24 protein-coding genes and 1 riboswitch are annotated in these 24693 nt (G+C 42.4%); of the genes, 23 read left to right on the forward strand and 1 reads right to left on the reverse strand.

Translation table 11 applies throughout. From position 1 onward, the window contains the following. The first annotated feature begins 10 nt into the window (after positions 1-10). The 16 genes from BLV53_RS05820 (at position 11) to BLV53_RS05895 (ending at position 14814) form a co-directional block, all read left to right on the forward strand. Positions 11-997: a sugar ABC transporter substrate-binding protein gene (locus BLV53_RS05820; protein ID WP_090298439.1), complete on the forward strand. Its 987-nt coding sequence runs from the start codon at positions 11-13 to the stop codon at positions 995-997. A 27-nt stretch (positions 998-1024) separates the two neighbouring features. Further along, a complete protein-coding gene (locus tag BLV53_RS05825; RefSeq protein ID WP_090298442.1) occupies positions 1025-1771 on the forward strand; it encodes a hypothetical protein in 747 nt (248 codons plus the stop codon). A 238-nt stretch (positions 1772-2009) separates the two neighbouring features. Beyond that, on the forward strand, positions 2010-2234 hold the full coding sequence (locus BLV53_RS05830; protein ID WP_090298445.1) for an acyl carrier protein: 225 nt from the start codon (positions 2010-2012) through the stop codon (positions 2232-2234). Between the two features lie 2 nt (positions 2235-2236). Then, positions 2237-2716 (forward strand): acetyl-CoA carboxylase biotin carboxyl carrier protein, encoded by a 480-nt coding sequence (gene accB, locus BLV53_RS05835; RefSeq protein ID WP_090298448.1) that lies wholly within the window; start codon positions 2237-2239, stop codon positions 2714-2716. Between the two features lie 2 nt (positions 2717-2718). Continuing rightward, complete coding sequence (gene accC, locus BLV53_RS05840; protein WP_090298451.1) at positions 2719-4101, forward strand: acetyl-CoA carboxylase biotin carboxylase subunit; 1383 nt, start codon at positions 2719-2721, stop codon at positions 4099-4101. Between the two features lie 26 nt (positions 4102-4127). Further along, positions 4128-4904, forward strand: coding sequence for an acetyl-CoA carboxylase carboxyltransferase subunit beta (locus tag BLV53_RS05845; protein WP_090298456.1), 777 nt, complete (start codon positions 4128-4130; stop codon positions 4902-4904). 61 nt (positions 4905-4965) lie between these two features. Then, positions 4966-5817, forward strand: coding sequence for a carboxyltransferase subunit alpha (accA, locus tag BLV53_RS05850; protein WP_090298459.1), 852 nt, complete (start codon positions 4966-4968; stop codon positions 5815-5817). After that, complete coding sequence (locus BLV53_RS05855; protein WP_090298462.1) at positions 5818-6747, forward strand: beta-ketoacyl-ACP synthase III; 930 nt, start codon at positions 5818-5820, stop codon at positions 6745-6747. 173 nt (positions 6748-6920) lie between these two features. Beyond that, entirely contained in the window at positions 6921-7856 is a 936-nt protein-coding gene (locus BLV53_RS05860; protein WP_090298465.1) for a nitronate monooxygenase, read from the forward strand. Between the two features lie 179 nt (positions 7857-8035). Beyond that, positions 8036-8989, forward strand: coding sequence for an ACP S-malonyltransferase (locus tag BLV53_RS05865; RefSeq protein WP_090298467.1), 954 nt, complete (start codon positions 8036-8038; stop codon positions 8987-8989). Beyond that, a complete protein-coding gene (gene fabG / locus BLV53_RS05870; protein ID WP_090298470.1) occupies positions 8986-9711 on the forward strand; it encodes a 3-oxoacyl-[acyl-carrier-protein] reductase in 726 nt (241 codons plus the stop codon). The genes BLV53_RS05865 and fabG overlap by 4 nt, the downstream gene beginning before the upstream one ends. Then, positions 9711-10943 (forward strand): beta-ketoacyl-ACP synthase II, encoded by a 1233-nt coding sequence (gene fabF, locus BLV53_RS05875; RefSeq protein ID WP_090298473.1) that lies wholly within the window; start codon positions 9711-9713, stop codon positions 10941-10943. The genes fabG and fabF overlap by 1 nt, the downstream gene beginning before the upstream one ends. 272 nt (positions 10944-11215) lie before the next feature. Then, a complete protein-coding gene (gene fabZ / locus BLV53_RS05880; protein ID WP_090298475.1) occupies positions 11216-11644 on the forward strand; it encodes a 3-hydroxyacyl-ACP dehydratase FabZ in 429 nt (142 codons plus the stop codon). Positions 11645-11654: 10 nt separating this feature from the next. Beyond that, positions 11655-12152 (forward strand): MarR family transcriptional regulator, encoded by a 498-nt coding sequence (locus BLV53_RS05885; RefSeq protein WP_090298926.1) that lies wholly within the window; start codon positions 11655-11657, stop codon positions 12150-12152. A gap of 117 nt (positions 12153-12269) precedes the next feature. After that, complete coding sequence (locus tag BLV53_RS05890; RefSeq protein WP_090298478.1) at positions 12270-13802, forward strand: DHH family phosphoesterase; 1533 nt, start codon at positions 12270-12272, stop codon at positions 13800-13802. A 45-nt stretch (positions 13803-13847) separates the two neighbouring features. After that, a riboswitch (FMN riboswitch) is annotated at positions 13848-13962 on the forward strand. 216 nt (positions 13963-14178) lie between these two features. Continuing rightward, positions 14179-14814, forward strand: coding sequence for an ECF transporter S component (locus BLV53_RS05895; protein WP_090298481.1), 636 nt, complete (start codon positions 14179-14181; stop codon positions 14812-14814). Here the strand turns inward: BLV53_RS05895 and BLV53_RS05900 are convergent, their stop codons facing one another. Continuing rightward, complete coding sequence (locus BLV53_RS05900) at positions 14815-15795, reverse strand: AraC family transcriptional regulator (RefSeq protein ID WP_090298483.1); 981 nt, start codon at positions 15793-15795, stop codon at positions 14815-14817. A 109-nt stretch (positions 15796-15904) separates the two neighbouring features. On the opposite strand from BLV53_RS05900, the gene BLV53_RS05905 reads away from it, so the two are divergent. The 7 genes from BLV53_RS05905 to proC all read left to right on the forward strand — a co-directional run bounded on the left by BLV53_RS05905 (position 15905) and on the right by proC (position 24674). Beyond that, a complete protein-coding gene (locus BLV53_RS05905) occupies positions 15905-17326 on the forward strand; it encodes an arabinose isomerase (RefSeq protein WP_090298486.1) in 1422 nt (473 codons plus the stop codon). A gap of 12 nt (positions 17327-17338) precedes the next feature. Next, a complete protein-coding gene (gene rhaD / locus BLV53_RS05910; protein ID WP_090298489.1) occupies positions 17339-18184 on the forward strand; it encodes a rhamnulose-1-phosphate aldolase in 846 nt (281 codons plus the stop codon). Then, a complete protein-coding gene (gene rhaB, locus BLV53_RS05915) occupies positions 18184-19560 on the forward strand; it encodes a rhamnulokinase (protein ID WP_090298493.1) in 1377 nt (458 codons plus the stop codon). The genes rhaD and rhaB overlap by 1 nt, the downstream gene beginning before the upstream one ends. A gap of 124 nt (positions 19561-19684) precedes the next feature. Further along, positions 19685-20701, forward strand: a complete 1017-nt coding sequence (locus BLV53_RS05920) for an SPFH domain-containing protein (RefSeq protein ID WP_090298496.1) — start codon at positions 19685-19687, stop codon at positions 20699-20701. A gap of 284 nt (positions 20702-20985) precedes the next feature. Continuing rightward, complete coding sequence (locus tag BLV53_RS05925; protein ID WP_090298501.1) at positions 20986-22308, forward strand: replication-associated recombination protein A; 1323 nt, start codon at positions 20986-20988, stop codon at positions 22306-22308. Between the two features lie 90 nt (positions 22309-22398). After that, a complete protein-coding gene (locus BLV53_RS05930) occupies positions 22399-23688 on the forward strand; it encodes an aspartate aminotransferase type Ic (RefSeq protein WP_090298503.1) in 1290 nt (429 codons plus the stop codon). 191 nt (positions 23689-23879) lie between these two features. Next, positions 23880-24674: a pyrroline-5-carboxylate reductase gene (gene proC, locus BLV53_RS05935; RefSeq protein ID WP_090298507.1), complete on the forward strand. Its 795-nt coding sequence runs from the start codon at positions 23880-23882 to the stop codon at positions 24672-24674. Positions 24675-24693 lie beyond the last annotated feature (19 nt).

The following is a 24693-nucleotide window of genomic DNA, read 5'->3' on the forward strand; positions in this document are numbered from 1 at the left end:
GTTAATCGAGATGAGAAGGAAAATATTAGCACTAATGTTATTAGTAACAATGTCAATCTCTGGTTGTGGATTATCTTCTTCTAAAAATACTTCATCAGGTGGCAATGGTGTAAAGGTGCTGTTTACATATTCACAGGAAGAAGGAAATACATTCAGAGATACTTTAGCCGAAGGTGCGCAGGAGTATGCAGCAAGTGTAGGGGCAACTGTAGAATGTGTTTATCCAGAGCATTCTTTAGATATGCAGATCGAACAAATAAAGTCTGCACAGAGTGAAGGCTACGGCGCAATAATGTGTATACCTGAGGACGCATCTACCGCAAGACAGCTGGAGGCTGCAGCAGGTGATTTGCCAATCATTTTCTGCAACAATGCACCAGATGACGCGACACTAAAGGAAGACAAATATATATACTGCGCTTCAGATGAGGGTGTGGCAGGAAAGCTACAGGCAGAATATATACTAAATTTATTCGCATCAAAGAATGAAATTAATGTATTATTATTAAAGGGTCTTGATGGACATTCAGCTACAATAGGCAGAACAAAGACATTAAAGGAAGACTTAAATGCCAGTGGAAAAAAGATAAATTATGTCTTTGAAGATTTTGCAGATTTTGATACAGGTAAAGCAAGAGAAGCAGTTAATTTTGCAATAAGCAAAGGAATAAATTTTGACGTAATAGTATGTAATAATGACGCTATGTCACGAGGTGCTATCCAGGCATGCCAGGACAATAATATCAATCTCAAGGATATGCCTATTTTAGGTGTAGATGCCACAGCAGATGGCTGCGAGGCAATTCTTGCTGGAGAAATGGTATTTACAGTATATCAGCCAGCTGGACCACAGGGAGCAGAGGCTGCAAAGGCTGCAATAGAATTGGCAAAGGGTGGAACAGTTACAGGATTTGAAACAATCTCAGAGGATAAATTACATCTATGGGTTCCATTTGAAGGTGTAGATGCTTCAAATGCTAAGAATTACTTAAATTAAAATTAAATACAACATCGAGGAGGAAAAATGAAAAAAAAGGTTTTAGTATTAATCTTGACAGCTGCGTTGCTTGCGATGGTGGGCTGTGGAAATCAGGGAAACACTCAGTCAGAGAATGGTACAGACGCAACAGAACAAAAGGTTGATAAGACTAAAGTAGAGGAGGCGTCTACCGACACAAAAGCAGAAGAAACAGCAGATGCTGAGGAAGAAAAGACACCTGCTGAGGATCCTGACGACATAGATGTAGAGTCAGAATTTCTAAACGATGGAACAGGAATTGCGCCAGATATCGACATTTCTGGATGTGATACCTTTACCCAGATTGTAGACAGAAAGTTAGAGCCTGGAATGGGTTATGCCAATGCCAAAATCGGCGATGAGGATGTACTTTTAGTTGCAAGTGGTTGCTATGATTGGGGCGGCGGACAGATGGTTGCCATTGATGCTACTATCTTTAGATATGACAAAGACGGTGCAATCGAAGAGGTGGCCAAGGTTACCTGTGGCGGTACAGCCTATCCACTTACCTTAAACAATGACATCCTTTACTGTGGCGCTAATCATTGGATGGTAAAGGACACCATCAAAGACGGTAAGCTTTCCATGGTAGAGCAGGTAAATGTAGAGTACGGAGAAGGTGAGGCTACCTACTACTACACTGAAGCAGGCTTGGAGCCAATAGTTTGTGAGGATGACTCTGAATTCAATCAGCTTTACACAGAGTTGGAGGACGCCACTGTTATAGAATTCTCGGTAGTTGGGGATGTTTAAAACAGTAGAATCATAATAAAAAGACTGGTTTATCAAATTAACGATAGACCAGTCTTTTTTTGTCTATTTTCCTACTGAGGACAATTACCCAAACGTCTAATATCTAAAAATTTTTAACTAGTACCTTGACATTGAATAAAAGATGGGTATTATATAACTCAGTTAGTTAAAAAGTTTTAACTAAAAACATTTAGCTAACAGAAAATATTTATCAACAAGCAAATAAAGGAGAAAATTTATGTTTGAAGTAGTAAAGGAAGTAATTATCGATACACTTAGCTGTGCAGCAGAGAAGGTTACACTTGAGGCTAACCTTTTTGATGACCTTGGTGCAGATTCACTTGACGCAGTAGAGCTTTCTCTTGCAGTTGAGGAAAAGACAGGCATCACAATCGATGAGGATGCAATGGCAGAAATTAAGACAGTAGCAGATATCGTAAATTATCTTGAGGCACATAAATAATCATGGACGTTAAAGAAATAAAAGAGCTGCTTAAGGCTTTTGATGAAAGCGACAGTTCGTATTTACGAATTAAACAGGATGGTGTGGATATCAGACTTAGAAAGCCTGACGATGTAAAGCAGGTGGTTGTAGCAGCACCACAGACATCAGTGGTTAATCCTGCTGCAGTTCAGGTTGAGGCTGCAGCAGCTGAGCCAGTATCCACATCAGAGTCATCTGTAGAGGAAAAGCAGCAGCCAGTTGATGGTGAGATAGTAAAGGCACCACTTGTAGGTGTGTTCTATTCAGCTCCATCACCAGAGGAAAAGCCATACGTTCAGGTAGGGGATTCGGTTAAGGAAGGCCAGGTGCTTTGCCTTATCGAAGCCATGAAGATGATGAGTGAAATCACTTCACCTAAGGACGGTGTGGTAAAAGAAATATATGCAAAAAATCAGGATATTGTCGAGTTTGAACAAAATCTATTTTGCATAGGAGAGTAGTTATGTTTAACAGAATATTGATTGCCAATCGTGGTGAGATTGCTGTTCGAATTATCAGGGCATGTATGGAAATGAATATTGAGGCAGTTGCAATTTATTCTACTGCTGATAAGGATTCACTTCATGTGAAGCTTGCGACTAAAAGCGTTTGCATCGGCCCTGCCAGAGCGGCAGATAGCTACCTGAACATGGATGCTATTATTACAGCAGCTAAAGTGACAGGATGCGATGCTATTCATCCAGGCTTTGGTTTCCTTTCAGAGAATTCCGATTTCGTTCGTAAATGCGAAGTAGAGGGAATTACATTTATAGGCCCTACAGCAGATGCCATGGATGCACTTGGAAACAAGGCCACAGCCAGAAAGATTATGATGAAGGCAGGCGTTCCTGTTGTACCAGGCTCAGATGGTCCTGTTGAGGATTACAAGAAGCTTGAAAAAATAGCAAAAAAGATTGGCTATCCGGTTTTAATAAAAGCAAGTGCCGGTGGCGGTGGACGCGGAATGCGCCGTGTTTATCAGCCAGAGGATTTGAAAAAGCTTTATGAAGAAGCAAAGGCAGAAACAAGAGCCTGCTTTAACGACGATGAAATGTATGTTGAAAAGCTGATTTTAAATCCACGACATATCGAATTTCAGGTATTAGCAGATGAGCACGGAAATGTAATCCATTTAGGAGAGCGTGATTGTTCTATTCAGCGTAAAAATCAAAAGCTGATAGAGGAAAGCCCATGTATGTTTATAGATGATGATTTGCGTAAATCTATGGGAAAGGCCGCAGTGCTGGCAGCAAAGGCAGCAGGTTATACTAACGCGGGAACTGTTGAATTCGTGTTAGATGAAAGAAATCACTATTATTTCATCGAGATGAACACAAGAATTCAGGTGGAGCATGGCGTCACTGAAGCGGTTACTGGAATAGATTTGATAAAACAGCAAATCAGGATTGCCTTTGGCGAACCACTAAAGATTAGACAGCGTGATGTAAAGCTAAAGGGTCATGCAATCGAATGCAGAATCAATGCGGAGGATCCTGCAAAGGGATTTATGGCAAACACAGGAAAAATCAGTTTCTTGAATGTTCCTGGAGGCCCTGGTGTAAGAGTGGATACATTGCTTTACACAGGGTACGAAACCAGCCCATTTTATGATTCCATGATGGCAAAAATCATCGTTCATGCTGAGACCAGACTAGAGGCCATCAGACGAATGAGAAGAGCATTGCTTGAACTTGTTACCGATGGAATTATTACAAATGGAGATTTTGATTACCTGCTTTTACATCATCCTGATTTCATTAAAGGAAATTACAACGTAGGCTTCATCGAGGAACACGTAGAAGAAATCCTAAATTGGGATAAGGCGGCTGAAGAAGCCGATGCCTAAAATTTCAATTAGGCTTAAGAGGTGTTATGAACGCAAACGCAGTAAATGAAAGAAAAGAAAAATTCAATAGATATAAGATGCTCAGGGAAAATCCTGAAGAGCTGTTAAGCCCAGTGATTAAACCCGCTAAGTCTTATTCAGCAAGAGACCGTATCTTAGATACAGTCGATGCAGAAACCTTTGAGGAATTTACATTTGATTTTCCAGAGACAAATCCTCTTGAATTTGAAGGATATGTTGAGAAAAAGGAAGAGTTGAGAGAAGAGCTTTCCATTCACGATGCAATCATTGCAGGTACATGTGAAATAGAAGGCCACGGGGCAGTGATAGTGGTTATGGACAAGCATTTTATGATGGCATCCATGGGAATGGAGCTTGGAGAAATAGTTTGCCAAAGCGCTGAGTATGCATCAGAGCATAAGCTGCCACTCATTATTTTTACAGCCAGCGGCGGTGCCAGAATGCAGGAGGGAATCCTAAGCCTTATGCAAATGGCAAAAACCAGTGCAGTAATTGAGCGCTTTAAAAATGAAGGTGGGTTATATATTGCGGTTTTGACCCATCCAACAACTGGTGGTGTAAGTGCTAGTTTTGCAACATTAGGCGACATCACCATAGCTGAAAAGGGAGCGCTAGTTGGCTTTGCGGGCCCTAGAGTAATCGAGCAGACCATAGGCCAAAAGCTTCCTGAAGGCTTTCAGCGAGCCGAGTTTTTAGAGGAGCATGGATTTGTGGATGCAGTAGTAGAAAGAGACGAAGTAAGAACTACACTTGCCAGAATTTTAAAATTACATGTGAACTAGGCAGCCCCAGTGGCTGGCTGAAACCGTTGGCCATAATGGCTGATGCAAAAGAGGTGTATTTATGAAAGCAATAGACAGAGTTCTAGCAGCTCGCGACAAAGACAGACCGAAAATCACTGATTACATCGATAACGTATTTACGGATTTCTTTGAGCAAAAGGGAGATATGCTTGGTAAGGAAGATGCAAGTATCTATGGAGGTATCGCACTCTTTCACGGCAAGCCGGTGACTGTACTGGGCCATCGTAAGGGAAATGATGTTAATGAAAATGTACTCTGCAATTTCGGCATGCCAGGACCGGAAGGCTACCGAAAAGCGCTTCGCATAATGAAGCAGGCTGAAAAGTTTTCAAGACCTATCATTACATTTGTGGATACTCCAGGTGCGTACCCTGGCCTTGAGGCAGAAATGTATGGAATATCTCAGGCAATTTCTGGAAATCTTGCAGCAATGAGTTCACTTAAAGTTCCAGTAATCACAATTGTAACCGGGGAAGGAAGCAGTGGCGGAGCTCTTGGAATAGCAGTGGCAAACAGAGTATATATGCTTGAAAATGCAGTTTATTCTGTTTTATCACCAGAGGGCTTTGCATCTATATTATGGCACGACAGCGCCAGACGCGATGAGGCTGCAGAGGCTATGAAGCTTACAGCAACAGATTTGCTTGAGTTTGGCGTGATAGATGGAATCATTTCTGAGCGAGGCGTAGGTCTTTCAGTGGTAGATGAGGATTCTGCCACAGGAGCATATGATAGATTATTTGCCAGGGTAGACAAGCAGATTTCTAAGGCTCTAAAGGAGCTTGAGGGAAAATCAGGCGATACTTTGGCTAAGGAACGTTTTGAAAAATTTAGAAGCTTTGACGAGGCATTTTTAAAGGTAGATTCGTCAGCTAGATTGGAAAATTTATAAATGACAGGAATAAAGATTTTAGCAACCGGAGCCTGCACACCAAGCAAGGTTGTCACAAATGATGACCTTGCAAAAATCGTTGAGACAAGCGATGAGTGGATCAGCCAGCGAACAGGTATGAAGGAGCGCCACTATGTACAGGGCGATGAGAATCATACTTACCTTGCAGAAATGGCGGCAAAGCAGGCAATAGAAAATTCAGGAATACCTAAAGAAGAAATTGGAGTAGTAATCGTTTGTACAGTCTCGGCTGATTATTTTTCTCCATCAGCAGCCTGTCTTGTACAGGGGCGCCTAGGACTTTCAAAGGACATAATAGCCCTTGATGTAGGGGCAGGATGCTCAGGATTTATTTTTGGACTAGAAACAATTCGAGCACTTATGATGGCTCGAAACTCTAAATATGGACTTATCATCGGTGCTGAAGTGCTATCACAAAAAATGGATATGACAGATAGAAGCACCTGCGTATTATTTGGTGATGGAGCTGCAGCAGCAGTGGTAACACTTTCAGATTCACTTTACAGTTCTGTTATTGGCGTAGATGGTGATGAGGAAATGATCAACATCAAATCCCCAAATGGATTTATTCATATGGACGGCCAGGGCACCTACAAATTTGCAGTAGCAACAGTGCCAAAGGTTATAGAACAGGCTGTAAATAAGGCGGGGCTTACCTACGACGAGATTGATCATTTTGTACTTCATCAGGCAAATCTTCGCATCATAGAATCCATTGCAAAAAAAGTAAAACAATCTATGGATAAGTTTGTCGTAAATATAGATAAATATGGCAACACATCGGCAGCCAGCGTAGGCCTCGCCTTAGACGAAGCCTTCAAATCTGGCAAAATCCGTAAAGGCGATAAAGTACTCCTGTGTGCCTTCGGCGCAGGCCGCACCTGGGGAGCTATCGTATTAGAGATGTAAAACATTTAGATAACAAATCAGCTTGAAAAACATGGTAAGCGCGAGCAGGAGGGCCCCATGCCAAGTAAGGAGGGACCCCTTGGGGAGGATTCCTTGCTTGAGTATGGGAGGTGGCCTGCGGGAGCATGAAGAACTAGGAGGCTGATTTGTTTCAAGAAGTAGAGGATTAAGCTATGAAATTAAATGATTTAACAGGAACTAAATATCCTATTATTCAGGGTGGCATGGCAAACATCGCCACAGGTGCATTTGCAGCTGCAGTAAGCAATGCGGGAGCCCTTGGTCTTGTTGCTTCGGGCGGAATGAATGCCGAGGCTTTGCGTGAGCAAATTAGAATTTGCAAAAGCAAAACCGACAAGCCATTTGGTGTAAATTTAATGCTGATGAATCCTGATGTAGATAACATCGCTCAGATGCTCATTGAGGAAAAGGTGCAGTTCATCACAACAGGTGCAGGTAACCCTGGAAAATATATGGCAGGCTGGAAAGCCATGGGTGCAAAGGTATTTCCAGTAGTTGCATCCGTTGCACTTGCAAAAATGATGGTAAGAGCTGGTGCTGATGCAGTAATCGCAGAGGGCGGTGAGTCAGGCGGTCATGTAGGCGATATGACTACAATGACACTGCTTCCACAGGTGGTTGCAGCAGTAGATGTACCTGTTATTGCAGCAGGCGGTATCGCCACAGGCGAGCAGATGGCAGCAGCTCTTCTTATGGGTGCCTGTGGCGTTCAGATTGGAACATGCTTACTTGTATCAGAAGAATGCCCAATCCACGAAAATTACAAAGCTGCCCTCATCAAGGCAAAAGATAACGCTACCACAGTAACAGGCCGCAGCCAGGGTGCACCAGTGCGTATCATCAAAAACGAAATGGCCCGCGAATACCTAAAGCTGGAAGCCGAAGGTGCCGGCCGAGAAGAACTTGAAAAAATCACACTAGGCGGCCTCCGCCGCGCCGTAGTTGACGGCGACATGATCCGCGGCTCCGTAATGGCCGGCCAAGTCTGCGGCCAACTCACAGCCATTCGTCCAGCATCATCGATTCTCGATGATATTTACGTAAATGCGAAGCGTACGTTAGAAAACGCTGTTAATATTGCAATTTAAAAGATTTAGATGAGCCCTGCGGGTGGACACACGCAGCTTTGCAATGAGCCCGTAAAGCAACGTCGGCACTTAGCGAGTGGCTTGCCACGAGCTTAGTACCGCTACGTTGCGACAAGAGCGAAAGCGCGGCGAATGCAAAGCTGTGTGTGGCCGCCTGCAGGGCGGACTAGGGGTAAAACATGAAACTAGGATTTATATACGCTGGCCAAGGTACACAAAAGGTAGGTATGGGCCAGGATTTCTACGATAAATACGAAGATTTTAGGGAGACTATTGACAACGCCACAGCCTCAGTTAAAAGCGTCACTGACATGGACGTTGCCAAACTTTCATTTGAGGGCCCAATCGAGCAGCTCTCAGACACAAGATACACTCAGCCAGCCATGGTAGCCTTCGCAATTGGCGTAACAAAGCTTTTGCATAAGAAGGGCCTTAAGTCTGACTATACCTGTGGCCTTAGTCTGGGTGAGTATTCAGCACTTTACGAAGCAGGTGTTATTGACGAGAGCACAATTATGGAGCTTATCGCAAAAAGAGGAAAATACATGTCAGAGACAGCTTCTGATAGAACTGTAAAGATGTGTGCAGTACTTGGGGCAGACCGAGAGGTTGTTCAGGAAACCTGCGATTATGTAAATAATTTTTACAATGGTGAATTTGTAGTTCAGCCTGCAAATTATAACTGCCCTGGACAGATTGTAATTTCCGGAGATGCACTTGCTATTGATAAGGCTAGTGCATGTCTGAAGGAAGCAGGAGCAAAGCGCATTTTACCTTTAAAGGTGAGCGGTCCATTCCATACAAAGCTTATGAAGCCAGCTGGTGATAAGCTTGCAGAGGAATTTAAAAATGTAGATTTCAATCAGCCAAATTCCAAGGTGGTATTTAATTGCCTTGGCAAAGAAAAGTCAGAGGATGATAGTGTGGCAAAGCTTCTTGAGAAGCAGGTGCAGTCATCAGTTTATCTGGAGGATTCTATCAAATATATGGCTGATGAGGGTGTAGATACTATTATCGAAATCGGACCAGGCAAAGCCATCAGTAAGTTTATTAACAAGACAGTAGATGGCGTAAAGGTATATTCAATCGATACTGTAGAGGACTTTGAAAATATCGTGGAGGAATTGGCATGAGTGTTGCACTTGTAACAGGCGGAAGCCGAGGTATAGGAAAAGTTATTTCGTTGAATCTTGCTAAAGCAGGCTTTGATGTGGCTATCTGCTATTCAGGAAATGAAGCTGCAGTACTAGAGACAGTGACTGAGTGTAAGGAACAGGGCGTGCAGGCTATCAGTGTTAAGGCTGATGTAAGCAATATCGATGATGTAAATGCCATGTTCGAGGAAGTTAAGTCTTCGCTTGGTGCTGTAGAGGTGCTTGTAAATAATGCAGGGATTACAAAGGATGGCCTTTTAATCCGCATGAGTGAAGCTGATTTTGATTCAGTTATCGATATAAATTTGAAGGGAACCTTCCTGTGCACAAAGGCTGCTATAAAGGATATGATGAAGGCCAGACATGGACGTATCATCAATATCACTTCAATAGTAGGTGTGGAAGGAAATCCTGGACAGGCAAATTATTGCGCAAGTAAGGCAGGAATTATCGGATTTACGAAGTCAGTTGCAAAGGAGTATGGCGCAAAGGGGATTACCGTAAATGCGGTAGCTCCAGGATTTATTCAGACAGCAATGACAGATAAGCTTCCTGACAATGTGAAGGAAGCATATTTAAAGCAGATTCCAGTTGGCCGTTTTGGACAGCCAGAGGATATTGCAAATGTAGTTGAATTTTTAGCATCAGAAAAGGCAGCTTATGTCACAGGACAGGTTGTTGAAGTTACTGGAGGTATGTAATGAGAAGAGTAGTGATTACTGGAATGGGTACAGTCAATCCACTTGCAAATAGTGTCGAGGCTACCTGGGATGCAGTTAAGGAAGGCAAATGTGGTATTGCACCAATAACACGTTTCGATACAACAGATTTTAAGGTAAAGCTTGCCGGTGAGGTAAAGAACTTCGACCCTACAGAAGTGCTTGATCCAAAGGAAGCAAAGCGAATGGATGTATATAGCCAGTATGCCTGCGCAGCAGCCAAAGAAGCAATGGCAGATTCCGGCCTTGAAATGGAAAAGGAAAATGCAGATAGAGTAGGTTGTATCGTATCATCAGGAATCGGTGGACTTTCAACAATCGCTGAGGAGCATACAAAGGGAGAGACAAAGGGCTATAACAGAATTTCTCCTTTCTTTATTCCTATGTCTATCAGCAACATGGCAGCAGGTCAGATTGCTATCATGTTTGGACTTAAGGGTATCTGCACATCGGTAGTAACAGCCTGCGCCAGCTCAAACAATGCCATTGGCGATTCCTTCCATAGAATACGTGATGGCTATGAAGATGTAATGGTTTGTGGCGGTGCAGAAGGTGTGGTTATGCCACTTGCCATCGGAGGCTTCCAGTCAATGAAAGCACTTTGCACCAGTGAGGACCCAAATCGTGCATCTATCCCATTTGATAAAGAAAGACATGGTTTTGTACTTGGCGAAGGTGCAGGAATTCTTGTTATAGAAGAGCTTGAGCATGCCAAGGCTCGTGGCGCAAAAATCTATGCAGAAATCGTAGGCTACGGAACAAACTGCGATGCATATCATATCACAGCTCCAAACCCAGAAGGGGAAGGCGGCGCAAAGTGTATGACACTTGCCGTAAAGGATGCAGGTCTTGAAATGACTGACGTAGACTACATCAATGCACATGGAACCAGCACAAGCCTTAACGATGCAGGTGAAACCCTTGCAATCAAAAAGGCTTTTGGCGACCACGCATACAAACTCATGGTAAGCTCAACCAAATCCATGACAGGCCACTTACTTGGTGCAGCAGGAGCAGTAGAAGCAATCATCACAACCCTTGCCCTCAAAAACAGCTTCGTCCCAGCTACAATCAACTATCGCGAAAAAGACGAAGCCTGCGACTTAGACATCGTTCCAAACCAAGGCCGCAACGCCGACATCAACGTAGCGTTATCAAACGCACTTGGTTTCGGAGGCCACAACGCGTCAATCGTATTTAAGAAGTATGCGTAACTAATCCAATACGTAGAGGTACAAGGATTTAATTGAAACTGAAATCATTTAGATGAGCTGATGTTACACAGGCTCAAAAACTGTAGCCAATTTATTTAAGAAGAAGTTTTCATCTTTAACACTACAGTGAGCCAGTAGCTGTCAAGAATGTGTACCTATTTTTGAGGAGTATAGCGAAAGCGATCTCAAAAATAGGTACACATTCTTGATAGCGTAACTGGCGGGCTAAAGGTATTCGCAGCCTGTGTAATATCAGCGGACTAGGAGCATATATGCAGTTAAGTAATAAAGAAATACAAGAAATCCTACCACACCGTTATCCGTTCTTGCTGGTAGATAAAGTCACAGAGTGTGAGCCAGGTTCATACGCCAAGGGAATTAAATGCGTCACCGCAAACGAAATGCACTTCCTCGGCCACTTCCCAGGTCACCCTGTAATGCCAGGTGTACTTATTATAGAAGCTTTAGCTCAGGTAGGTGCAGTGGCTCTTTTAACAGAAGAGGAAAATAAGGGCAAGCTTGCCTTCTTCGGCGGAATCAAAAATGCCAGATTTAAAAAGCAGGTGGAGCCAGGTGATGTTTTAGAGCTTGAATGCAAACTTACAAGTAGAAAAGGACCAGTAGGTTTTGGCGAGGCAGTGGCATACGTGGACGGTCAGGTTGCGGCTAAAGCTGAAATTTCCTTTGCCATAGGAGAGTAATTTGAGTATTATGTTTCCAGGGGAGATAAATTTTAAGAAGGAACAGGTACTAAAAATGTTAGAACAAACACTTTCCGAGGTGTACACCAAGTTTAAGATTCATTTTTATCAGGAGATGTTTAAAAAGCTTAATTCCAGGGAAACTTCATTGACCACAGTAGAGCTCTTTTGCGTAGAGATTATACATGCCCTCAAAAATCCTACAGTAGCAGAATTCGCAAACTTTATTAATGTATCATCGCCAAACGCTGCCTACAAGGTAAACAGTTTGATACAAAAGGGCTATATTGAAAAGGTTCAATCAGAAACAGATAGAAGAGAATATCATCTTCATGTGACAGATAAATATTATAACTATTTCAACCTTTCTCAGAAATATGTCAGCACAGTTGTAGAGCGTGCTAAAAAACATTTTTCGCCTGAGCAGGTAGAGATATTAGATGGCATTCTTAATGATATGTCACATGAACTTATGAAGGAAGTAATTATTCCACCAGTAGAAGTATAAACAAAAGATTCAGTATCTATCAGCAGATAGAAACTGAATCTTTTTTTATTTTTGTGAAATTTTACAAAATGTTATATTGTATAATGTTTTCCGAAAAGGGATATTTTAGGAGTATAGATGAAACTTTCACAGTTATTAGAATTTGATAATATTATAGTTCAGTGCCATAATACACCAGATGCTGATGCCATAGCATCAGGTATGGCATTGACTAAATATTTAAAAGATAAAGGTAAAAACGTTTGCTTCGTATATGGCGGCAATTTTGAAATCACAAAAAGCAATCTTAAGCTTATGATTTCAGATTTGGGCGTGGATATTCATTATGTAAATCATCAGGCTCAGCTTTCACAGCTTCTTGGCATACGTGAGCAGGAGCTTCCAGATTTATTAATTACAGTTGACAGCCAGTATGGTGAGGGCAACATTCGCAAATTCAAAGCGAAAAACATAGCCATCATTGATCATCATCAGGTTTCCAGTCCTCTGCCTCAGCTGTCTGAGGTCAGGTCCTTCCTCGCCAGCTGCTCCACATTGATTTGGGATATGTTTCGCGAAGCTCACTACGATATTTCAGAGGATATTAATCTTTCTACAGCCCTTTATTATGGATTGCTGACGGACAGTAACAATTTCGCTGAAATCAATCACCCGCTTGATATGGATATGCGTGATGATTTGCAGTATAGTGCTGCGGAAATCACCAAATTTAAAAATTCAAACATTTCCCAGGAGGAGCTTCGCATAGCTGGAATAGCCCTTCTTGGTTCTGAATATTACAAGGACAATCATTATTCTATCGTAAAGGCGGACCCATGTGATCCAAACATCCTTGGAATCATTGCCGACATGCTTTTAGAGGTTGAAGATGTAGACTGTTGTCTGGCATACACAGTACATGAGGGTGGTATCAAAATCTCCATTCGAAGCTGTGTAAAGGAAGTAAAAGCAGATGAGCTTGCACGCTATATTTGCGCAGGTGTAGGCAATGGAGGAGGACACACCATAAAGGCGGGCGGTTCAATCACACGCTCCCTGCTAGAACAGGCCGAAATGGATTACAATGCGTCAACCATCCAACAGTTCTTCCGTGAGCGTATGCAGGATTACTTCAACGACAATGAAATTATCTATGCAGCCGATTACCAGGTCAATATTGACGAGATGGAAACATATCACAACAGACAGGTCCAGTTTGGATATATTAAGGCCTCTGATATCATGCCAGTGGGCACAAAAACTACCATCCGTGCACTTCAGGGTGATATAGATTTGACCATAGAAGAAGATACATACCTTGTCATAGGAATAAAGGGTGAGATTTACGTCACCACTAAAAACTCCTTTGAAAAATATCACAGAGTTGTTGATGGGGAATATAACTATCCCGGCGATTATGAGCCTGTCATTCGAGTTCAAAATAAAGAACACATCCGAAGCCTTTTGCCATACATCAAAAGCTGCATTTATATAGGCGATGGAGATGTTTATGCAAAAGAGCTCAACAAACGTACAAAGATATTCACAAGGGCATATCCTGACAACTATACCTTAGGTCGCCCTGGGGACTTCTTTGTCGTTTCGAAACGTGAACCAACTAATATGTTTATTTTAGATAGAGAACTATTTTGCAAAACATATGAAAAATAGTTGATTAGTTGCGCGCAATGTAATATAATCTATATGAATTAAATAGGAAATCTTCAGGGCAGGGTGTGAGTCCCTACCGGTGGTATAGCCCACGAGCCGCAAGGCATGATTCGGTGTGATTCCGAAGCCGACAGTATAGTCTGGATGGAAGAAGATGTACAGTTATTTTAGTACTTGATGCCCTGAGTTTATCTCAGGGCTTTTTGTTACCCTTAAAGCCTTCCCCCTCTGGGGGAAGGTGCCCGGAGGGAAGAGATAATGCTTTAGCATTATCTGCCACCCCGGCGAGGGGCGGATGAGGGCTAACAAATTATAACAAACCGAAGACTTCCTACTTAAATAGAACCAATAAATTTATTATTAAGGGAGGTCCAAAATGGATACAACACAATTTACAGGAACAGCGTCACAGACGAAACCAGCAAAAAGAGTAAACGTAAGAAACATGACAGTAACTGCAATGCTTTCAGCAATCGCATTTGTCCTTATGTTTTTAGACACAGCAGTGCCTATCATGCCTAGCTTCATCAAGCTCGATGTGTCAGAGCTTCCAGCACTTGTAGCATCATTTGCACTAGGCCCAGTATATGGCGTTATCGTATGCCTTATCAAAAACATTCTTCATCTGTTCATTACACAGACAGGTGGCGTAGGAGAGCTTTCCAACTTTATCCTTGGTGTAGGCTTTGTTCTTCCAGCAGGACTTATCTACTACCACAAAAAGACAAAGAGAAACGCAATCCTTGGAGCAGTGGTTGGTGCATTTATCATGGCAGCCATCAGCTTCCCATCAAACTTATTTATCGTATATCCGGTATACTACAACTTCATGCCAAAGGATGTAATCGTTGCAGCATACCAGGCAGTAGCACCATTCGCTCACATCCATTCAATCGAGCAGTGCCTGTTACTTTTCAACGTACCATTTACATTTGTAAAGGGACTTATTTCAGCAATCATCACAATGCTTATTTACCAGCCACTTCGTCCATTGCTTAAGGGAAATAAGTAATCAAGACTTTTTATTCATTATATGAGTAGAACCACGATAATCCTTTGGGGATTGTCCATATTTGGCTTCGAAGATTCTGTAGAAATATGCAGAATTTTCGTAGCCAATTTTTTTTATGATTTTTTCAGTTGTAAGAGTTGTGCTTTCCAGCAGATATGCCGCCTCCTGAAGACGGCGCTGCTGTAATAGCTGTTTGAAATTAAGGCCGGTGTTCTGCTTTAGCAGGCGGCTTAAATATGCTGTGGAATAGCCAGTAAGGCTTGCAAGCTCATCAAGTGTAGCATCAGCAAAATGAGTATCGATATATTCTAGTGCCTGAATAGTGGTGGAGTTACTGCCACGGCTCATATCTGTCAGGCTGTCTGATGAAAGAGTGCACAGATTCATCAGCAACAAATCCATGGTGGACATAGCGATAGTGTTCATATCATTCTTGTGATAGATAAGTGTCCATATTAGATTTTCAATGAGATTTTCCACAGTAAGGATTCCCTTGGCATGATACAAAATATAATCATTGTAATTTTGTTTATCTGATAAAGAGGTTACGATAAAGTCTCTTAAAATATCATTTCTATCGTAAAAAATCTGAGTACGGGAGAAAAACTCTGGAAGAATGATAAAGTTAATAGCTATATCATCCTTGCCACAAGGCTCTATGTCATGGCGGGCATGACGATTTAAAAGGAGTATATCTCCAGCCTTAAGTGTCAAAGTTTCTCCATCCACAAAATGGGTGGTAAGCTCACCCTTTAAGATGCAGACCATTTCTATGTAGTTATGTCTGTGGGTAGGGAAATAGGCAAATCTGGTGTGAGGTCTGATATCGATTAGTTTGCCCTGGGCCAAAAGCTTACTGGAGTCTACGACAAAGTCATCCTCTGAGGTGTAGAGCTCTTTTTTTATGTCTGAATCCCCTTCCAAAATCTTTTTTTCTTCATCTGTAATTGTATTTAACAGTTCATAAATATCATTTCTCATAATGTCAAATAAGGTCCCATAATGTGAAAGCTATTGTTCTAGTTTCTTGATTAAAACCATTATATTATAGGCATACATAAAGAGCAAATAAAGTTCTAGGAGGGTTCACATGTTAATCGAGACAAAAGCAAGAGTGGGTATATTTTCAATTGCCCTTGGAGCATATTTACCACAGTTTCCATCGCTGGTTCCAGAGTTTGAGAAGCAGTACGAGGATTTCAAAAAATCAATTCCAGATACAGTAGAGCTTGTGGATGGAGGCGTAGTTACAACAAAGGAGCAGTCACAGGCAGCTGGAGATAAATTCAGAGCAGCAGACGTAGATTTAGTATTCATGCAGCTGCTTACATATGCAACAAGCTACAACATGCTTCCAGCAGTAAAGGATTTGGATGTGCCTGTAGTACTTGTAAATGTTCAAAAGCTTAAAGCCCTTGATTACGATACAGCAGGCACAGCAGAGTGGCTTGGTGAAGGATATGCCTGCGGAGCCGTTGGTGAAATGGTGGCTGATCTTAATCGCTACGGAAAGCGTAGCGCTGTAATCACAGGCGTTGTAGAAGGTGGCGATGCAAATGTTGCAAATGAAATCGCTGAGTGGTGCAAGGCTGCAAACTGCCGCAGACGTTTTAGAGATACAAATATAGCTCAGATTGGTCGTCCATATCCAGGTATGATGGATTTATACATCGACGAATCAAATCTTTACAGAAGAATGGGACTTTACACAAAGCAGTTTGACTGGGAAAAGATTTGGGCTATAGCAGATGATATTACAGATGAGGCTGTGATAAAGGCAAAGGCTGAGGACATCTTGGAGACCTTTGATATTGTCGGTGGCGGCGATATTGAAAAGGTTTGGGAGATGGCAAAATACGTTGTTGCCTTTGAACAGTGGGTAAAGGACGAGAAGCTTGGCCTTGTGGCTTCCCACTATGATGGATTTGCAAAGGGAATAGCCGGCAAGGTAGATAGTCTATTAATCCCTGCATTTTCAATGCTTATCAAGCAGGGTACTGCATGTGCAGTTGAAGGTGATATGAAGGTTGCAATGGCAATGAGCATTTTAAAGACCATCTCTGGTACAGGCCAGCTTGCAGAGATGTACACTATCGATTTCAACGATGATGTTGCTTTAATCGGTCACTCTGGTTCAGGTGATGCTGCAATTTCTCAGGCTAAAAAGCCTACAATGAAGATGATGGATGTATTCCACGGAAAGACCGGCGGCGGATACTTAACACAGTTTTATCCACCTGTTGGCCCTATTACATATCTTGCAATCACACAGGATGGCGAGGGACACTTCAAGTTTGTAGTAGCAGAGGGCATCAACGAAGAAGGAAAGATTCTTCAGAATGGCGACACTATGATGCGTACAAGATTTTCATGCAGTGCATCAGAGTTTGTAACCAGATGGAGCGAGACAGGCCCTACTCACCACTTTGGCGCAGCAGTAGGAAATCATATAGAGACTATCAAAAAGGTAGCAAAAATTTTCAATGTACCAGTAGAAGTAGTTGTTAGATAAAGGAGAAATAAAATGAAAGTATTAGAAGCAAAATTTGTAGAAGGTTTTATGAGAATGGCTGATGATGGCTGGAATCAGGGCTGGCATGAGCGCAACGGTGGAAACCTTTCTTATAGAATTAAGCCAGAGGAAGTTGAAAGTGTAAAAGAAGAGTTCAATGCTGGTGAGTGGAGAGAAATCGGAACAACAGTTGCTGATTTAGCAGGAGAGTATTTCCTTGTAACAGGTTCAGGAAAATATTTTAGAAATGTTGCTATTGATCCTACAGATTCTATCGGAATCATTGAGGTTGATGAGACAGGTAGCAAATACAGAATCCTTTGGGGCTTTGTAAACGGTGGCAAACCTACATCTGAATTACCATCACATCTTATGAACCTTGAAGTGTGCAAGAAAAGAGATGCTGAAATCCGCGTAGTATATCATTGCCATCCAACAAACATTATTGCACTTACTTATGTTCTTCCTCTTTCAGACGAAATTTTCACAAGAGAAATCTGGGAGATGGCAACAGAGTGCCCTATCGTATTCTCTCAGGGTATCGGCGTAGTGCCATGGATGGTTCCAGGCGGAAGAGATATTGCAGTAGCAACATCAGAAATCATGGCTACAAAGGACGTTGCTGTATGGGCTCACCATGGAATGTTTGTATGTGGTACTGATTTTGATATTGCATTTGGTCTTATGCACACAGTTGAAAAGGCTGCAGAGGTACTTGTAAAGGTATTGTCTATGACAAATAAGAAGCGTCAGACTATCCAGCCAGACGAATTCAGAGCATTAAATGAGCCATTCAACGTTCACATCAACGAAGAATGCTTATATGAAAAGAGCAGCGATATTATTGGAGAAAAATAATGTTTAATTACTATTTAGCAGTAGATATTGGGGCATCTTCGGGCAGGCATATGCTTGCCCATATGGAAGATGGCAAAGTGGTTTTAGAGGAAATACACCGTTTTTCAAATGGAATGGTCGAGGTGGATGGCCACAAAAGATGGGATATAGATGAACTGTTTAGGCAGATTATCATTGGCCTGAAAAAATGTAAGGAGCTTGGTAAAATTCCTACCTCCATGGGAATTGATACCTGGGCTGTGGACTATGTTCTTTTAGATGAAAATGATAATGTAGTTCGTCCATGCTTTGGATACCGTGATAGCAGAACAGCAGGGGCTGATAGTCTGGTTTATCAGGTGATTCCAGAGGAGGTTCTTTACCATCGCACTGGTATTCAAAAGGCCATTTTCAACACAATCTATCAGCTCATGGCAGATAAAAGGGATGGGTATCTATCTGATGCTAAAAGCTTTCTTATGGTTCCTGATTTCTTACATTTCCTGTTAACAGGTGTTAAATCAAATGAGTATACCAATTGTTCTACAACTCAGCTGTTAAACCCTGCTACAAAAACATGGGACTATGGGCTAATTGAAATGCTTGGCTTCAACAAGGATTTATTTGGTGAGATTAAGCAGCCGGGCACTTACATTGGTAATTTTTCAGAAAATGTTAGGGAAGAAGTAGGCTTTGATTGCAAGGTGGTTATTCCTCCTACCCATGACACCGCATCTGCAGTTTTTGCAGTGCCAAACACATCTGACAATGTGCTTTATATTTCATCAGGCACCTGGTCATTGCTTGGCAGTGAAAACATGGAAGCCATCTGTACAAAGGGGGCTATGGAAGCAAACTTTACCAACGAAGGTGGATACGAAGGTCGTTTCCGTTTCCTTAAAAATATCATGGGTCTTTGGATGATTCAGTCTGTTAGAAATGAGCTGCTTGCAAGGGGTGAGGAATATTCTTTTGCAGAGCTTTGCACACTTGCAGAACAGGCAGATATTGAATCTATAGTTGATGCCAATGATGAATGCTTCCTTGCACCAGCTTCTATGATTGAAGCGGTAAAGGATTATTGTAGAAATCACGGTGAGACAGTACCAAATACACCAGGAGAGATTGCAAAGGTAATCTACCATTCACTTGCTGTATGCTACAAAAAGGCTTGCGAGGAAGTAGAGAATATCACCGGCAAAAGCTTTGATACTATAAATATTGTGGGCGGCGGTTCAAAGGCAGAATACCTAAATAAGCTCACAGCAGAAATTACAGGAAAAAAGGTCCATGCAGGCCCTTCAGAGGCCACAGCTCTTGGCAATATAGGTTGCCAGATGGTGGCTGCAGGGGAAGTAGCCGGACTAAAGGATTTTAGAAACATAATGTCTTTATAGAAGCAATTATTCTTTGACTTTTTTCTGACCAAACAAAGAAATAGTCAGCAAGAATCATGTAGAACTTTACCTTCTTTTTCTATATAATTAAGCCATAGAAAAATAAATTTGAGGAGGTAATGTTATGCCATTTTTAATCGTGTTACTGGTTATTCTTGTAGTATGCATAGGCTTTGGCATTAGAATTGTCCCACAGGGCTATGTATTCGTTATCGAGTTTTTAGGAAAATATCATGCAACCTGGCAGGCAGGCTTTCATGTTATGATTCCTTTCCTTCAGAGAGTATCTAAGAGGGTATCTCTCAAGGAGCAGGTGGCAGATTTCCCACCACAGGACGTTATCACAAAGGATAACGTTATCATGAAAATCGACACTGTAGTTTATTTCAAGGTTGCAGACCCTAAGCTTTATGCTTACGGTGCTGAGCGTCCAATTCTTGCTCTTGAAAATCTTACAGCTACCACTCTTCGTAACCTGGTAGGTGAGCTTGAGCTTGATCAGACTCTCACATCCCGTGATTCTATCAACGCAAAAATGCGTGTGATTCTTGATGAAGCTACAGATCCTTGGGGAATCAAGGTGGGCCGTGTTGAGCTTAAGAATATCATCCCACCAGAAGAAATCCAACGTTCAATGGAAAAGCAGATGAAGGCTGAGCGTGACCGCCGTGAGACACTTCTTGAGGCAGAGGGACACAAGCAGGCATCCATCACCAGAGCAGAAGGTGATAAGCAGGCACTTGTACTTAAGGCTGAGGCTGAAAGAGATGCAGCTATTGCAAGAGCTACAGGTCAGGCTGAATCTATCCGCCTTGTATATGAGGCAGAGGCAAAGGGTATTGAGCTTCTTAAGAATGCCAATATCGATGAGCGTGTTCTTCAGATTAAAAAGCTTGAAGCACTTGAAAAGATGGGCGATGGTAGAGCAACCAAAATCGTGGTTCCTACAGATTTGGCTCAGGCTGCATCAGACCTTACCTTTAAGACGGAGATGCTTGGCTTTGGAAACAACACTCCAGTAGACACATCAGCTTCAAAGAAGGTACAGCAGAAAGCAGCAGATCCTTGCTGTAGCGATGCTGATAAAGGCGAAACTACAAAGCATTTTGCTACACAGCAGCATGTAGATTTTGAAGGATAATTAGATCTAACAGATAAATAAAACATTACAGAAATCCGTTTGCAGTCCTTTGCAGGCGGATTTCTTTTTTTGATTGTATTAACACCCGCGGACAAATGTCGGTGTGACGCAAACTTTTTGTTGTAATATGAGAAAAACTATAGTATAGTATCAGAGGTAATCACTTTAGCGGATTAAAGTGAAACTTCTGGTACTATTCTTATTGAGTTTTATTTTAAAAATAGAACATTTGTGCTATACTGTTAATGCAATTTTCAGTAACGTAAGAATTAGGAAGGTATCACATGGACCTATTTGATTACATGAGACAGGAAGCAAAGAAAAAGGAGTCGCCACTTGCGGCCAGACTTCGTCCTACCACACTTGATGAGGTAGTAGGTCAGCAGCATATCATCGGCAAGGACAAGCTCCTATATCGCGCCATCAAGGCGGACAAGCTTTCTTCTATTATATTTTACGGGCCGCCTGGCACAGGTAAAACCACACTTGCTCAGGTCATCGCCCATACAACAGCAGCGGAATTTACATCTATAAACGCCACCACCTCTGGAAAAAAGGACATGGAAGCGGTGGTTGAAGCCGCTAAGCAAATGCTCGGAGCTTACGGCAAAAAGACCATCCTGTTTATAGATGAGATTCATAGATTCAACAAGGGGCAGCAGGATTATCTGCTCCCATTTGTTGAAGATGGCACCATCATTCTTATCGGTGCCACCACTGAGAACCCATATTTTGAGGTAAATGGAGCTCTTCTTTCAAGGTCTATCATATTTGAACTAAAGCCTCTAGAGGCGGCAGACATTAAGACTTTGATTATGCGAGCAATCACCGACGAAGCCAAGGGTCTTGGCAGCTACAATGCAGTCATAGATGATGACGCCCTTGAATTCCTTGCAGATATCGCAAACGGTGATGCCAGGTCGGCTCTTACAGCTATCGAGCTTGGCGTGCTCACTACAGACAGAGCAGAAGACGGAAAAATTCATATCACTATAGATGTAGCCAGCGAATGTATCCAGCGCCGTGTTATCAAATACGACAAGGATGGCGATAATCACTATGACACCATCTCAGCCTTCATCAAAAGTATGAGAGGCTCAGATCCGGATGCAGCAGTTTACTACCTGGCTCGTATGCTATACGCAGGAGAGGATCCAAAATTCATCGCCAGACGTATATGTATCTGCGCCTCAGAGGATGTAGGCAATGCAGACCCTATGGCTCTTGTGGTAGCCACCAATGCATTCCTTGCAGTAGAGCGCATCGGTATGCCGGAATCAAGGATTATCCTTTCCCATGCAGCCACCTATGTAGCCTGCGCACCAAAGTCAAATTCAGCCTACGGAGCTATAGATTTGGCTATGGCAGAGGTGAGAAATAACACCACGCGACCAATACCAACTCACCTTCAGGATGCACACTACAAATCAGCAGGAAAGCTTGGCCATGGTGTTGGATACGAATATGCTCATGATTTTCCTAATCATTTCTCTCACCAGAGATATTTACCGGAAGGACTTGAAATCGGAGATTTCTATCGTCCAGGAAATCTGGGTTATGAACAGACAATCAATGAATACCTGGATAAGGTACGAAATGATAAATAAAAACGTTAGCCTTCCCCTTGAGGGTAGGGGCCCAGAGGGCGGATGAGATGTCCTTGGGGCATAAGTATTTTAAAAGGAAGGAAATACTCAATGAAAAAGTACAGCGAAATGTCACCAGAGGAATTAGCAGCAGAGAAGGAGCAGCTCTCAAACCAGTACAAGGCTTGGCAGGCAAAGGGCTTAAAGCTTGATATGAGCCGTGGTAAGCCATCAGTAGAGCAGCTTAATCTTTCAATGCCACTTTTTGATATCCTTGACGGAAAGTCACTTATGAAGTGCATGAATGGAGTTGAGACCAGAAACTACGGTCAGCTTGAGGGTATCGTAGAGGCACAGCATCTTATGGCTGAAATCATGGATTGCCAGCCAGAGCAGGTTATCGTAGGAGGAAACTCTTCACTCAACCTTATGTTTGATGCGGTAGCTCGCGGATACATGTTCGGTTTTGATGGATGCACACCATGGTGCAAGCTTGAGAGAGTAAAATGGCTCTGCCCAGTACCTGGTTATGACAGACACTTCGCTATTACACAGCACTTTGGATTTGATATGATAAACATCCCTATGAAAGAGGATGGCCCTGATATGGATGTAGTCGAAGGACTTGTAGCAGCTGACGACAGCATCAAGGGTATGTGGTGTGTACCAAAGTACTCTAATCCACAGGGTATTGTATATTCAGACGAGGTTGTTCGCAGAATCGCTAACCTCAAGCCAGCAGCAAAGGACTTCAGAGTATTCTGGGACAATGCATATGCTGTACATCACCTCTACAAGGAAAAGAGCAAAATCTTAAATATTCTTCACGAGTGTGAGGAAGCAGACAATCCAAATCTTGTATTTGAGTTTGCATCTACTTCAAAGATTACATTTGCAGGTGGCGGTATCGCAGCTATTGCATGTAATCACAAGAACCGTGAGGAACTCAAGAAGACTCTTACAGTTCAGACTATCGGCTTCGACAAAATCAACATGCTTCGTCATGCCAGATATTTTGCAGATGTTGAGTCTGTCAGCAAGCACATGGAAAAGCACGCAAAGATTCTCCGTCCAAAGTTTGAGCTTGTAATCAGAACAATGGAGAGAGATTTAGCAGAGCCAGGCTGTGGTAGCTGGATTTCACCAAAGGGTGGATACTTCATCACATTCGAGGCTCCAAAGGGAACAGCTACTCGTATCGTAGATTTAGCAGCAGAGGCAGGCGTTAAGCTTACGCCAGCAGGAGCTCCATTCCCATATCACATGGACCCTAACGACTCTATCATTCGTTTCGCTCCATCACTTCCTCCAATCGAGGAGCTTGAGCAGGCAGCTGAGGTATTCACAGTTTGCGCACGTATTGCATATCTTGAAAAGCTCATCCTTGCAAAGGCAGAATAATTAAATACTTTTGTTAATCAGGCGCTCTCTAATTTTAGAGGGCGCTTTTATAAAATAAAAAATAGCATTTATAATTTATTATGTGGATAAAAACAGTGAGTTAAGGTTTCAAGTGTACAAAAAAGTCCGAAGATGGTAAACTTATTGTAATATTTTGGGACTTTTTGTTGTAGGAACTGGAGGTTATACAAATGAAAATTGGTTTTATTGGAACTGGTAACATGGGTTCAGCTATGATTGGTGGTATTATTTCTTCTGGTATTGTTGATGCAGAAGATGTAATGGCAAGCGATATTTTCCAGGCTGCCCTTGATAAAGTGAATGAACAGTTTGGTGTAAACACAAGTATTAGCAACAGAGACGTCGTGGATTTTGCGGATATTATTTTTCTGGCTGTTAAGCCACAGTATCTTCCTAGTGCTATAGATGGCATCAAGGATATGGATTTCTCTGACAAGGTTGTGGTCAGCATTGCAGCAGGGCAGTCGCTTAAGAGATTGTCAGAGTTATTCGGAAAAGAGTTAAAGCTTATCAGAGTAATGCCAAACACACCAGCTCTTGTAGGTGAAGGCATGAGCGCACTAAGTCCAAATGAGCTTGTAACAGATGAGGAATCAGAGACAGTTATGGAGCTTTTTGAGTCCTTCGGAAAGGCAGAGCTTGTTCCTGAGAGATTGCAGGATGCAGTGGTTGGTGTCAGCGGTTCATCACCTGCATATGTATACATGTTTATCGAAGCGCTTGCAGATGGTGCTGTTGCAGAGGGGATGCCTAGAGCACAGGCCTACAAATTTGCGGCGCAGGCAGTTCTTGGCTCAGCTAAAATGGTACTTGAAACAGGGGAGCACCCAGGCGTACTAAAAGACAACGTCTGTTCACCAGGAGGCACCACCATCGAAGCAGTAGCAGCCCTCGAAGCCCTAGGCTTCAGAAACGCAGTAATAGAAGCCGAGCGCGTCTGCATCGAAAAATCAAGAGAATTATAAAGGCTTCCCCCTTGGGGGA

The organism is Pseudobutyrivibrio sp. ACV-2, from assembly GCF_900107545.1.
Taxonomy (GTDB): domain Bacteria; phylum Bacillota; class Clostridia; order Lachnospirales; family Lachnospiraceae; genus Pseudobutyrivibrio.